At 37.9% G+C, this 13,755-nt stretch carries 14 protein-coding genes; 2 read left to right on the forward strand and 12 right to left on the reverse strand.

Annotation, left to right across the window (positions count from 1 at the left end):
* Positions 1-23: 23 nt before the first annotated feature.
* The 10 genes from xylB to RT761_RS03305 form a co-directional block, all read right to left on the reverse strand.
* On the reverse strand, positions 24-1,532 hold the full coding sequence (gene xylB / locus RT761_RS03260) for a xylulokinase (RefSeq protein ID WP_218112653.1): 1,509 nt from the start codon (positions 1,530-1,532) through the stop codon (positions 24-26).
* Positions 1,533-1,600: 68 nt separating this feature from the next.
* Positions 1,601-2,353 carry an SDR family NAD(P)-dependent oxidoreductase gene (locus RT761_RS03265; protein ID WP_218112654.1) on the reverse strand — a complete coding sequence of 251 codons (753 nt, stop codon included), beginning with the start codon at positions 2,351-2,353 and terminating at the stop codon, positions 1,601-1,603.
* Positions 2,354-2,530: 177 nt separating this feature from the next.
* Positions 2,531-3,640 (reverse strand): ABC transporter ATP-binding protein, encoded by a 1,110-nt coding sequence (locus tag RT761_RS03270; RefSeq protein WP_218112655.1) that lies wholly within the window; start codon positions 3,638-3,640, stop codon positions 2,531-2,533.
* A gap of 46 nt (positions 3,641-3,686) precedes the next feature.
* The gene (locus RT761_RS03275) at positions 3,687-4,793 is read right to left on the reverse strand and encodes an ABC transporter ATP-binding protein (RefSeq protein ID WP_218112656.1); all 1,107 of its coding nucleotides are present in this window, start codon (positions 4,791-4,793) and stop codon (positions 3,687-3,689) included.
* Entirely contained in the window at positions 4,794-5,033 is a 240-nt protein-coding gene (locus RT761_RS03280; RefSeq protein WP_218112657.1) for a hypothetical protein, read from the reverse strand.
* A 46-nt stretch (positions 5,034-5,079) separates the two neighbouring features.
* On the reverse strand, positions 5,080-5,904 hold the full coding sequence (locus tag RT761_RS03285; protein ID WP_218112658.1) for a carbohydrate ABC transporter permease: 825 nt from the start codon (positions 5,902-5,904) through the stop codon (positions 5,080-5,082).
* Positions 5,905-5,956: 52 nt separating this feature from the next.
* Positions 5,957-6,889: a carbohydrate ABC transporter permease gene (locus RT761_RS03290; RefSeq protein WP_218112659.1), complete on the reverse strand. Its 933-nt coding sequence runs from the start codon at positions 6,887-6,889 to the stop codon at positions 5,957-5,959.
* 74 nt (positions 6,890-6,963) lie between these two features.
* Complete coding sequence (locus RT761_RS03295) at positions 6,964-8,256, reverse strand: ABC transporter substrate-binding protein (RefSeq protein ID WP_218112660.1); 1,293 nt, start codon at positions 8,254-8,256, stop codon at positions 6,964-6,966.
* A gap of 114 nt (positions 8,257-8,370) precedes the next feature.
* The gene (locus RT761_RS03300; RefSeq protein ID WP_218112661.1) at positions 8,371-9,141 is read right to left on the reverse strand and encodes a GolD/DthD family dehydrogenase; all 771 of its coding nucleotides are present in this window, start codon (positions 9,139-9,141) and stop codon (positions 8,371-8,373) included.
* A gap of 120 nt (positions 9,142-9,261) precedes the next feature.
* Positions 9,262-10,191: a sugar-binding transcriptional regulator gene (locus RT761_RS03305; RefSeq protein ID WP_218112662.1), complete on the reverse strand. Its 930-nt coding sequence runs from the start codon at positions 10,189-10,191 to the stop codon at positions 9,262-9,264.
* A 361-nt stretch (positions 10,192-10,552) separates the two neighbouring features.
* On the opposite strand from RT761_RS03305, the gene RT761_RS03310 reads away from it, so the two are divergent.
* Complete coding sequence (locus RT761_RS03310; protein WP_218112663.1) at positions 10,553-11,110, forward strand: hypothetical protein; 558 nt, start codon at positions 10,553-10,555, stop codon at positions 11,108-11,110.
* 264 nt (positions 11,111-11,374) lie between these two features.
* Positions 11,375-11,815 carry a hypothetical protein gene (locus RT761_RS03315; RefSeq protein WP_218112664.1) on the forward strand — a complete coding sequence of 147 codons (441 nt, stop codon included), beginning with the start codon at positions 11,375-11,377 and terminating at the stop codon, positions 11,813-11,815.
* A 176-nt stretch (positions 11,816-11,991) separates the two neighbouring features.
* On the opposite strand, the gene RT761_RS03320 is transcribed toward RT761_RS03315, so the two are convergent.
* Positions 11,992-12,762, reverse strand: coding sequence for a GolD/DthD family dehydrogenase (locus RT761_RS03320; protein ID WP_218112665.1), 771 nt, complete (start codon positions 12,760-12,762; stop codon positions 11,992-11,994).
* 70 nt (positions 12,763-12,832) lie between these two features.
* On the reverse strand, positions 12,833-13,666 hold the full coding sequence (locus RT761_RS03325; RefSeq protein ID WP_218112666.1) for a sugar phosphate isomerase/epimerase family protein: 834 nt from the start codon (positions 13,664-13,666) through the stop codon (positions 12,833-12,835).
* Positions 13,667-13,755: the final 89 nt, after the last annotated feature.

Below are 13,755 nucleotides of genomic sequence, written 5' to 3' on the forward strand. Positions count from 1 at the left end.
AGACAGTAATTTTTTTGAAATTCTCAGGTTAATTGATAATCTTGATAATAATTTTTCAATACTTGATAGAGTTTTTGGTATTTTTCAAATAATGTCTTATAAATTTGATTATTTTTTGAAGATGGCTCTAATACATCTCCATGTCGAATAAACCTTCCACATCCGCTTTGAAATGAATCAAAAATACCAGTACCAACCCCAGCAATAAAAGCCGCCCCAACCGAAGCTGGATCATCTATATTGGTGGTGACGACTTCTATACCAGTAACGTCAGCCATAATTTGACACCATAATTGACTTCTCGCCGCTCCACCTGAAACGATTAAACGGTCAGCTTCAAGCCCAAAATCTTTCAGTATTTCCACCGATTCCTTTTGGCTGAAAGCTACTCCTTCAATAGTTGCCCGAATTATATGCCGAATGTCGTGTTGGTAATTCAAACCAAAATAAACACCACGAGCATTAGGATCAGAATGAGGGGTTCGTTCTCCTATAAGATAAGGCAGGAAAACCAGCCGATCACTCCCTGGTCCAATCTCACCAGCTAACAAATTGAGATGATCGTAACTCAAGTCCTTTTGGAGATAAAGTAAAGAATGACGTAGCCAACGGTACGAACCACCCGCAGCTAAGGTGCACCCCATTAAAAACCATTTTCCTGGAATAGAATAACAAAAGGAATGTAAGCCTCGGTTTTTTCGGTCCTTTTTAGCTTCTTCAGTCTGAGCCATAACAACTCCAGAAGTTCCCAATACACATGACATTATACCTTTATCAATAACTCCAAGACCAATACCTCCGGAAGACTGGTCGCCACCACCTCCAACAACTGGGATTCCTTCTGGAAGGCCTGTTTCTTGAGACGCCTTTAAAGAAACATGACCAGTTATTTCGGTTGATTCAACTACTTGAGGAAAGCAAGAAAAATCAAAATTAAAATCTTTGATAAGCTTTCTTGACCAGGTGCGTTGCGCAACATCAAAGAGTAAGGTACCAGAGGCATCTGATACTTCAGTGATATATTCATCGGTTAACCGATAACGGAGATAATCTTTGGGTAGGAGATAATGTCTGGATTTTTGTAAAATATCTTTTTGGTGTTTACGGAGCCATAAAAGTTTGGGGAGCCAATATCCTGTGAGCGGTGTGTTTGCAGTATTTTGTAATAACTTTTCTTCGCCAATCATTTCTCTTATTTCATTTAATTCAATAAAGCTTCTCTGATCGCACCAAATCAATGCTGGTCTGAGGGGTTGACCTTTTTCATCAAGATTTATTAAACCAAGCATTTGTCCAGATAAACCAATAGCTTTTATAGAATCTAAGCCTCCAATAAGTTGTTTTATTTTTTGGATTAAAGTTCGAAAAGCTTCCCACCAATCATAAGGATTCTGCTCAGCTGAAAAAGAATCTGGATATGATACAGTCAGTTCAACTGATACTGATTCTATCTTGGTGTTATATAAGTCGAGAAGCGATGCTTTTAGGGATGATGTACCCAAATCAATACCCAAAATGTATTCCGCAGGCAATAGCGACAGCTCCCTTCGTTTTTTAGATTAATCCTTCCAAAAAATAAAAAAATACACAAACCCAATAATTAATAATATAAAATTCCTCCATCAACGTTGATTGCCTGACCCACAATGAAATCGGCATCATCGCTGGCAAGAAAAGCAGTAATACCGGCTAGATCTTCTGGAATGCTGATTCTTCCTTTGGGAGTCATTTTGATAAATTTTTCTTTCTTGACCGGATCATTTAAATTTACCTGACCTAATGGAGTATCCACAATACCTGGACAAATAGAATTAACGTTGATCCCTAGGGGTGCGAATTCTCTCGATAGTGCTCGGGTAAAATTCATCACAGCTGCTTTGGTTGCTGCGTAGGCTGCTTGGGCAACGTCTCCATTTTTTGCACCTATAGAAGAAACGTTGATAATTTTCCCCGATCGCTGCTCGACCATAACTCGACCGATTTCTTGACACATTAAAAACACGCTTTTTGCATTTACGGCAAAAATTTTATCCCAATCTTCTTCTTTATAATCGATCACCAATCCGGATATCATAATCCCAGCATTATTGACCAAGATGTCAATTCGATGAAATTTGTTAAGAGCTTCTTCTTTAATTTTCACCGCAGTACTTCGTAAACTGACATCCCCAATAACCACCAAACTAGGACGATGGTATTCTTGTTCTATGGTTCGAGCCACTTCCTGGCAATTTTTCTCATTTAAATCATTAACTACCACCGAAGCTCCTTCTTTGGCTAAACCAATCGCTATAGCTTTTCCTATTCCCTGTCCAGCACCGGTTACTATGGCAATTTTATTCTCGAGTCTCAAAGAAAATCCTCCTTTCAGAAAATCTAAATTATTTTTTCGTAAATCAAATTTTGTAATTAAACCACATTATGAAAATTGAGACTTTTTCTGACACTTTCTATTAATCGTTGGCAAAAATAAAAAAAGAAGATAACTATCTTTCCACTATATATTAAGATTTAAAATTTATCTTCGTTATTATAATACCATTTGCTCGGTTTCTTTATCAAAAAGCAATAGGTAATCACTGTCAATTTTCAAAAAAATCTTTTCGTCTTCTGATCCAATAAAATCAGGAGTGGTCTCGATTAAAAGTGATTTATCACCGTAAAGAACGTGAACAATTTTCGAATCCCCTAACGGTTCAACCGCATAAATAATTCCTGGAATCAAACTGGAACTATTATTGGATTCATCCTTAAATATTTGTAGATTTGTTGGGCGAATTCCGAAAATCCATTTTTTTGATAAGACGTTCTCCAATTCTCTTAATTTAGCCACTTTTTGCTCATCGTGAATTTCAACTGAGTGGCCAGAAAACAACAGAATAAAACTTTTTTCTTTCAGTTCAATAGAACAATCAACAAAATTCATTGGAGGCTCTCCCACAAAGTCAGCAACAAACAAATTTTGTGGTTTAAAATATATTTCTTGTGGTGTACCAACCTGTTGAATCACTCCAAAATTCATCACTACAACCTTGTCGGCCATTGCTAAAGCTTCAACCTGATCATGTGTAACATATATCATGGTTTTCCCCAATTCTCCATGTATTCTTTTCAATTCTGCTCTCATACGGTTTCTCATTTTGGTATCTAAGTGGGAAATTGGTTCGTCTAACAAATATACATCAGCATCTCGAACTAGAGCTCGAGCAAGGGAAACTCTTTGTTGATGACCTCCGCTTAAACCTTTTGGATATTTGGCCATAATATCAGTTAATTCTAAAATTTCTGCTAATCTTTGAACTCGACTTTTAATTTCATTTTCAGGATATTTCATAGCACGTAATGGAAAGGCAATGTTATCAAAAACTGTCATCGGAGGGTACAACGCATAAGATTCAAAAGCCATAGCTATGTTGCGAGTTCCTGGATCCAATTCGTTCACCAATCGATCACCGATATAAATTTCTCCTCCAGTGATTTTTTCTAAACCAGCGATCATTCTCATAGTTGAGGTCTTCCCACATCCAGAAGGCCCTAAAAATGCAACAAATTCACGATCCTGAATGGAAAGGTCAATCCCCTTTACCGCTTCAACTTTTCCATATTTCTTCCAAAGTTTTTTTAATTCTACTTTAGCCAATGTTATTCACATCCGTTCATCTCAATCTTAATGTGAAAAGAAAAAATTACTCTTCTTTCAACAATACATTCAGACCAGTAATTGGATGAAAGTAGTGCAATTTATCTGGCTGAAAACCAAAATAGACCTTTTGCCCCATCTCGAAACTTAATGAACCTGAGTACTTCACTTGAAATTTCATTTTCTGTTGAGCTAATGTAAGAATTTGTGTCATACCCAAAGGTTCAACGACATATACTTCTGCCGGAAAGAAGTTTTCTTTTGGGGTCATATTCACCGTTATATCGGAAGGGCGTAATCCAATCTTTAAATGATCAATATTGAGGCTATTGATTGTTTCAGTCGTTTTTTGGTCCAAACCTATCTCGAAAGCTTCATTCCGAAGAATAGTTCCTGAAGTGGTTGAAGATAAATAACTCTCGAAAAAATTCATTGGAGGATCTCCAACTAATCCACCAACAAAATCATTCTTAGGAAAATTAAAAATTTTTTCCGGTTCGGCAATTTGTAAAATGATTCCTTGATTTAAAACAATTACCCGATCTCCCATCCCCAAAGCTTCTCGGTAATCATGGGTGGTATAAAGAGTAGTTATTCCGAACTTCCTTTGAATATTTTTTAATTCGCCTCGAAGCCTATGGCGTAACTTAGCATCAAGATGAGCAATGGGTTCATCCATTAAAAAAATTTTGGGATTCCTCACCAACATTCGACCTAAGGCAACTCTTTGTCTTTGCCCACCGCTTAGTTGAGAGACATTTCTATCCAATAACCAGTCAATTTGTAGAAGCTGAGCTATTTCTTTTACCTTTTGGTCGATTTCATTTTTTGGTAGTTTTCTAAAAGGTGAATGCAAGGGGAAAGCCATATTTTGATAAACTGATTTATTCGGATAAAGAGCATACGTCTCGAATACCATAGCCACATCTCGTTCCGGTGGAGGAAGTTGATCAACTCTTTGTTTATCGATATATATTTGACCGGCAATGATTTCTTCAACTCCTGCAATAGATTGAAGGAGTGAAGTTTTCCCAGCTCCCGATGGACCTAAAATAGTTAATAACTCCCCATCCTTAACTTCGCAATGTACTCCTTTTAACGCAATAACCTTCCCGTATTTCTTCCATACATTCTTCAAGGTTAAGCTTGCCATTTACGATTCCGTCCTTTTCACAAAGCCATTTCTCATCTGTAATAATTCTTCTTTTTCCTGGATTCTTTCTTGATTAAATTTTCGATACCAGGGAATAATTAATATAAGAGCAAAAACCAAACCTAATAGAGGAACGATCCAGATTGGAAGGTATTTTTCCAGCCAACCCATCCACAAAAAACTAAGACCAAAGGTAGTCATAACTGATACAAAAACTCGATCCCCAAAGCCAAAATCCACTGGACTTCACATCCTTTCCAGTAAATTGAATTCCTTTATAAGATGATCATCCCTTCACAGCACCTAAGGTTAAACCACGAATGATGTATTTTTGAACTGCGAACGTAAATGCTAAAACGGGAATAACTTGTAATGTTGCAACCGCAGCTATTTCACCCCATTCAATCGCCCGTGAAGTAACCAATCCTCTGATTCCTACTGGAACAGTCTTTGCCATAGCTGCAGTCAAAACGTTAGCAAACAGAAATTCGTTCCACGAAAAGATAAAACAGAGAATAGCGGTGGTAACCAATCCCGGAGCACTGAGAGGTAAAATGACCTTCCAAAAAGCATCCCACCTGGAATATCCATCTACCGTAGCCGCTTTTTCAAGGTCACTTGGAATGTCTTCAAAAAAGCTTCTCATGATCCAAACTACAAATGGTAAATTAAAAGTGGTATAAACAATCACCAAAAGTGATCGAGTATCGTGAAGCCCCCAACGAGTTGCCATGATAAAAAAAGGAATAACCAATACGATTGGAGGAAACATACGAGTACTTAAGATCCAAAAGGAAATGTGCTTATCACCAAAAAGCTTAAAACGAGCGAGGGAGTAAGCCCCAAGGGTCCCAACTGCTAAAGACAGTAAGGTCGTGCTCGCTGATATGATAAGGCTGTTGTAAAACATCGGTAAAAAATGACGCTTGGTAAAAGCCGATATAAAATTTTTTGCGGTAGGATGAAAAAAGAATTTTGGAGGAATAGCAAAAATATCGAGTCGGGTTTTTAACGAGGTTAATATGAGCCATAAAAAAGGCATCACATTCACCACCAAAATAATCCCAATAATAATTATAGCGATTATGGTTTTCGTTTTGTTTTTTTCCAAGAGTAACCACCCCAAAATCAGTATTGTCTATCCCATTCAGTTTCTCATGGGGTCAAACCGTTTGCTTCGCCCGGCTTAAGAGATTTACTAAAATAACCGAAACAATCATTATGATATACAGCAAGATAAACGAAATCGCCGAAGCTTTACCAATCCCCCAAAGGTAAAAAGCATTCCTATAAATGAACATGCTTAAAACATCGGTCGCCTCTGCAGGTCCACCTTCTGTTAATGCATATACAATATCGAAAACCCTGATAGCATCCATAATTCTTAAAACCAAAACGATGAGAATAACCGGTTGAAGCAAAGGAAGAGTGATTTTCCGAAACACTAGAAAAGGTGATGCTTTATCAATACGGGCAGCTTCATAGGGAGCAGTAGGCAGTGCCTCTAAACCGGCTAATAAAACCATAATGAGAAAAGGTGTCCATTGCCAGATATCAACAACCATCAATGCCGGAAGTGCGCTCGTTACATCGGCCAGTGGAGCGGTAGCATAACTCATTAGGTGAAGCTTACGTAGGATAAAGGTAACTAAGCCGAATTCCGACTGATAGAGATAAGTCCAGGTCAAACCAACGACAATCGGTGCCATAATCATTGGGAGTAAAATGAAAGTTCTAACAATTCTTGAACCGGTAACTGTTCCTTGTAAGATAAGAGCAATGCCCAATCCTAAGAAAAACTCAATTACAACGACAACTACTGTAAAGGTAATAGTTGTGCGAAGAGAACTCCAAAAAGTCGGATCTTTTAATATATTTCGGAAATTATCCAAACCAATATAACCTTTCAGGGTATCAGCTGCTCGTGCTAAGTTATAATCAGATAATGAAAGGTTAAATGCATAAATAGTTGGATAAACGGTTATTATTGCCAATAAAATGATGGTGGGGAGCAATAAAGCCCATTTAAACTTGGTTTCAGTGCCCGAAATCCAAAAACCAAAACGTTGAAAAACCGAAAGTTTTTTAAGTGACAATCGACTTTCCCCCTTTTGCTGCACAGAGAGAGATATCATTCTCTGTGCAGCAAAATTTTCTGTAGAATTACACTTTATTTATAACCACCTGTTTTCAAGAGTTCTTCAACTCTTGCTGCAGAAGTATCTAAAGCTGACTTTACGTCTTTTGCTCCAGCAATAACTGAGTTAATTTCCAGGGCAAGGGTTTCAACCATGTCATCCCATTCCGGTATTCTTGGTCGCCACCCAGTACTGGCAGCAGCTTCGTCTGTTGCGGCAAAACTTGGGAATTTATCACGGAGTTCCTGAACTCCATAAACTGACATTCTAGTTGGTGAAGACCCGTGGCCTACTCCACGGAGTTGGATATCTTGACTAGTCGCCCATTGAATAAAGAGGAATGCCGCTTCTTTGTTCTTGGAAGAAGTCGGAATACCCAAGCTGGAACCACCATAATGAGAAACTGGGTCCCCATATGATGGTACCGGGGCATATCTCATCTGCCCAACTACTCTCGACTCTTCTGGATTTTCCATACTTCCATAGTTTTCATCCCACTGAACCGATTGTGCCACTGTGCCCTGTTGAAGAGCGGTACTAACATCATCCCAAGTCCAAGTGGTTACTCCAGGAGGTGCGAATTCTGCCATCTTTTTATAAAATTCAGTGGCTTTCACACCATTCTCATCATTAAATTTTACATTGTAGTTATCATCATAGAATTCACCTTGAAATGCCCATAAAATACAGAGCCATTCACAAACCACTGAAAGATGACGTTTAGCCATCATACCAGTCCCATAGAGTTCGGGAGGATGATTGAGCTTTTGCATGGTATCCATCCATTCATCCGGTTTCTTTGGAGGTCCAGCCACACCGTATTTATCGTAAACGGCTTTATTCCAAAATAAATATTGGATGACGCTATCGAAAGGATAACCATACGCCTTGCCATCCCACATAGTCCCTTCCCACATCCTTGGATAGAAATCATCGAGGGCATTATCCGGATCGACTAAAGCGGGATTGTCCATATACTGCTCGAAGGGTTCAATATAGCCAGCCTTAACATATTTTCCTGTCCAGGAATAGTCAAAGTTGAAGACATCATATATTCCGGTTTTTGAAGCAAAATCCATTAACGCTTTTTCTTCAAGGTGTGGATGGGCTTGACGCTCAACAATAATTTTAATACCGGTTGCCTTCTCAAATTCAGGTACAACTTCTTCGACCCAATAGCTAGGGGGAGTGGTTTCGGTTATAAACCGTAAGGTTACCCCCGCATAGGGTTTGGCTGCTTCTTCTAGACTCCAGCCAAAGGCAATAGATGCCATTCCCAGGACTAATATCATTACACCTAATAAAATAAGAGATTTCAGTTTCAATTCAATCCCTCCTTCTTAAGGTACTTCGCTAAATAAAAAACATGTTCTAAAATAGAAAATACACCAACAAATTTTTGTCAAATCTCACCTCCCTCATTCCTATAATTTAACCGATTATTGAATGCAATATCCACCATCAATAACCAGGGTTTCACCAGTTACCAAATTGGAAGCCTCACTAGCCAGGTAAAGAGCCGCAGCTGCAACTTCTTCTGGATAACCAAAACGACGAAGAGGAATCTTCTTTTTCATGGCTTCTCCCACTTCCCCTGACCAGGCTTTTATACCCAATTCAGTGAGAATAACAGTTGGAGCAATAGCGTTGACATTAATACCATATTCAGCCCATTCCAAAGCTAATACTTTCGTCATACCAATAATCCCAGCTTTACTGGAACAATAAGCTATATGCTTATCAAGGGCGATTAATCCCGCCTGAGAAGCAATGTTGATAATTTTTCCTTTTTTCTGTTTGATCATCTCTCGACCAACTATTTGAGAGAGCATAAAAGGAGCTTTCAAATTTACTGCCATCGTTTTATCCCAGATTTCCTCGGAAAGATTTTCAGCATCATCCAACATTCCTACTCCGGCGTTGTTTACTAAAATATCAATTCGAGGAAATACTTTAAAGCTCTCTTGATGAATTCTCTTCAGGTCAGTATTTTTAGTAATATCAGCAACAATAGGAAGATTTTGGCTTGTCTCTCCTGATAGGGATTTGGCTACATTGATCACGTCCTGATCTAAATCAACCAATATAATGTTTGCCTTGTGTTCTGAAAATACCTGGGCAATAGCTTTACCAATTCCTTTTGCAGCTCCAGTAATTAGAGCGGTTTTCCCTTCCAAACTAAAACTTAGAGAATATGGTTTTTCTCCCAAAATGATCACTCCTTCTTGTGGGTAGGTATTTTCCTTTTACTAATATACCATTAATAGCTTCCAATTATTGTTCTTAATAATATATTTCTAAACAATATGGACAATAACTCCATCTTTATTTTAACTCTCTATCTTTTTTAGAATGGCATCTGAAGTGAGGTCGTCGATAACTAAAATGTTTACAAAACCACCACGCAGAGCTCCAACAATTGCATCAACCTTATTTAATCCCCCGGCAACACCAACAATATCAGGCGCTTTTTTAAGTTCAGTTAAAGGGAAAGCAATCCTCCTTTTATTCCCTTCAAATTCAACAATTTTACCTTGTATATCAAAAAAAGTGCCATTGATAACACCAACTGCCTCTTTCTCTAATAGTTCTCTATATTCTTTTTTGTTTATAGTTTCGGTATCAACTAACATGGTTTGGGGTGTAACATTTCCAATTCCAACTAAAGCTAAATCTATTTTCTCCGAAAGAGCTGCCTTAATAATACTATCTTTTAACATTGCGTCCCGGGTTTTTTGATCTTTGGTGAATGCTGGAGCTGGTAGAAAGTACGCTTTGGCATGAAATTTTTTTGCAATGCCTCGAGAAATTTCTGTAGCGACAACATTTGCAGAAATTCGACTTAATCCACCAATCAATTCAAATATTTTAATATTATAATCTCTTTCTTCTAAAGTTTTTATGTATTGAACAAGCTCATAGAGAGTTCTCCCCGAAGCCACACCAATACTTAAGTTTGGTTGAATAAGCTGATTTAAAAGATGAGCACCCTCCTCGGCAACACTTTGTATGATATGGTCAGAACTATTACTAAATACTTCTGTCACAACAACCTTTTTGAGATGGAAAATTTTTTGTAGTCTTTTCTCCAAGTTTCGAAGATAGCTATAGTCAGAGCGATGTATCTTGATCTGGACAATTCCTACCTCGCGGGCTTTTTTTAATAGTCGGGAACATCTTTGCCTGGATATCCCCAGCAATTTAGAAATATCGAGGATGGAAAGATCGTCCTCGTAATAGAGTTGGGCTGCTTTTGTCATTAATTTTTTTTCTGATTGTTCGTTAATCGTCATTGTCAAAGAATAACATTTGTTATATTACATATGTTATCATATAGAATAAAAAAAAGCCTACAGTTTGTCAACCAAAATAATTAATTTGTCATTTAAGTTTTAAAAGTGCACTAAATTAAAATTTAAAAGTGCACTAAATTGTAATGGGTAGATCATTATTACCATATAAATATTTCGTCGTCGGCTGGTGGAAACTGTGGGCAACTCGTTTTAAGAGTTGTCCAAGCGATGGGGATAATGATCCTTTCTATTATCCCCATCAGCGTCAGTATCCACCAGAGCCTCCTATGGTATAGACTTCTTTTTAAGAAGAAGGAGGTCGAAATCCATGGGACAACAACTTCATAAGCGATTTTCCACTGAAATGGTTCAATCCTATTTGGAACGATATCTTGATAAGACCCTTGAGCTTTCTTATCTTTTAGATATCCTCGGTATTAAAAGAAGACGGTTTTTCCAGCTCCTCAACCGGTATCAGACTGATCCGAAACATTTTTCTCTGGTGTTTCCCAGGGAAAAACCACCTCGAACCCTTGCTCCCGAGATTGAAATCAACATCTTTAACGAACTGGCTCTGGAAAAAGTCCTGATCGTGAATCCCGACCTTCCCATTCGAACCTACAACTATAGTTACATACAAGATGAACTCTTTCGGAAATACCAGCAAAAAGTATCTCTTCCCACCATCATTAACCGGGCGAAAAAACATGGCTTTTTTCAAGAAAAACCACCCAAAAAAACTCATGACCGGGAAGTCCTCACCCACTATATCGGAGAACTCATCCAACATGATTCCTCCCATCACCGCTTTTCACCCAGTGCCGAAGACAAGTGGTATCTTATCACCAGCTTAGATGATTATAGTCGGATGATTGTCTTTGCCTAGTTCGTCTTCAGGGAGACCAGCTGGAACCATATCCAAGCTTTAGAAACCGTCTGGCTGCGCTACGGCTTTCCTTATTCTTATTATGTCGACAATCACTCGATCTTTCGTTTTGTTCAAACCCGGGATAGTTTCTGGAGAAAACATCAACGTCTCACTGATGAAATCAATCCCCAGTGGAAACAGGTCTTAGATGAATGCCGGGTCAAGATCGCCTATGCTCTTTCACCCCAAGCCAAAGGCAAAATTGAAAGACCTTTTCAGTGGTTGCAGGATCGCATTGTTCGGACCTGTTATCGGGAAAACGCCACTACCATTGAAGAGGGACAACAGATCCTCAATAATGAAATGAATCGCTATAATTATCATCAGGTTCATAGTACTACCGGAGAAATACCAGCGCTCCGGATGGCAAAAGCTTTCGAGCAAGGAAAATCACTTTTTCGAGAATTTACTCTTCCGGTTCCTTTCCAATCTACCAAAGATATCTTCTGCTTACGAGCGGAACGGGTGGTGAATCCCTACCGGAAGATCTCCTTTCAAAATGTTGAATTCAAGGTTCCCGGGGTTCCGATCCGGGAAAAGGTTCAGCTCCGTATTGTCCCAGATGACGAAATGAACCTTGCTGAAATTCGTTTTTGGTATAAATCCCAGTTGGTGGGAATAGAAAAGATAAAATGTTCGGAATTAAAATTAGTGCAATTTTAAAACTTAAAAGGTGCAATTTTAAATTTTAGCTAACACCAAAATAATTAATTAATAAGAAGTTAAACCGAAATACTTTTTTTATTTAAATCTTTTTTGCCTATCAATAAATAATTATTATAAAATATTTTAAAATTTATAAATGACATGACTATTTTTTTCAATTTATTTTTCATTTATTATTGAATCGTATAGCCACCATCAATAACTAAGGTTTCACCGGTTATTAAATTTGAAGCATCACAAGCCAAAAATAATGCAGCTGCAGCTACCTCTTCTGGATAACCAAATCTTCCTACAGGTATTTTACTTTTCATAGCTTCACCAACATCTCCAGCCCATGCCTTTCCGCCCATTTCAGTGAGTATTACAGTTGGAGCAATAGCATTGACATTTATATTATATTTAGCCCATTCCATAGCTAATATTTTTGTAACACCAATTAATCCTGCTTTACTAGCCATATAGGCAGCATGTTTTGGCAAAGCCACTAAACCAGCTTTAGAGGCAATATTTATAATCTTTCCATATCTTTGTTGAATCATTTGTCGACCAATAGCTTGAGCCAATCTAAATTGAGCAGTTAAATTAACTGCAATGACATCATCCCAATCTTTTTCAGATAAATTTTCAGCATCATCTAACCTTGAGATTCCAGCATTATTTATTAAAATTTCTATCTTCCCATACTCTTTAAGACCGACATTTAAGATTTTTTGCAATGTTTCTGGTTTTGTAATATCACCCTGAACAAAAACAGCTCGACGTTCCAATTTTTCAATCTGTTTTAATATATGATCAACTTCTTTGTCAAAATCTACTAGTACTAAATCGGCACCTTTCTGAGCAAATACTAAAGCAATAGCTTTCCCAATACCTTTTGCAGCCCCAGTAATAACAGCAACTTTTCTCTCTAAACTAAAATTTCCATTAAATGGAACATAATCCATAATGTGCCTCCGTAAAATAAAGCTAGAAAAACTTATTTATAAAATGTAATAATAATTTATAAACCATCTACTAACAGCATGATATGATTTTTTTGGTATTTTCTAATGCTTCACGGGCATATTTTTCTGGTTGGCTCCCCCAGAGTTCAACAGTTAAATAGCCATCATAACCGATTTCTTTTAAAGTCTGATAAAAGGAGATCAAATTTACATCACCTTTGCCGGGAACCGCTCGAGTTTCTGGCGCTCCAATTAAACAATCCTCAAAATGAACATGGACCAAATCTTTCCCAAATGATTGCACGACATCAACAATATTTTCCCCACCATAAAAAGCGTGAGATGAGTCTAAAACTAACTTTACCTGATCAGATTGACACTCATTCATAAAATCAACTGCTTGCCAGGATGTTGTTACTAAGTTTGACCAAAGGGTATTAACAAACTCAATCCCGATAAAGACCCCTAATTCTTCAGCCCGCTTAATGCCTGGTCTCATTTGATCAAGAGACCGGTTCCAAGCTTCCTTCCAGGATGTTCCATGCACCACTACCCCGGGGACTACAACCAATACTTTAGACTCTAAATCAGCACATAATTCAACACATTTAACCAGATAATCAGTAGCTGCTTCTCGCTCAGATTGAAGAGGACTCGAAAAGTTCATCCCAAAATAATATCCACTAATTGCTGGAATCTCCAAATTACATTCTTTCACTAATTTTTTTATTGCAGTTCGATGTTCTTTGTTAATATCATACGGCCAAACATGAGGACGTGCAGCGTCAAGCTCTATTCCATCATATCCCAGCTTCGCTGTCCGTTTTATGGCTTCTTCAACCAAGTAGGTTGGCACCCACCCACCATGAGGCCCAAAAGCATAGGCATGTAAGCTAATTTTCACTTTAACAAGCCCCTTCCTTTATTAAATTTCTTTAAAATTCAATATAGATAAATGCCTCATTATTCTTGATTAAAATCGCTAAATAATAC

Source organism: Atribacter laminatus (assembly GCF_015775515.1).
Taxonomy (GTDB): Bacteria; Atribacterota; Atribacteria; order Atribacterales; family Atribacteraceae; genus Atribacter; species Atribacter laminatus.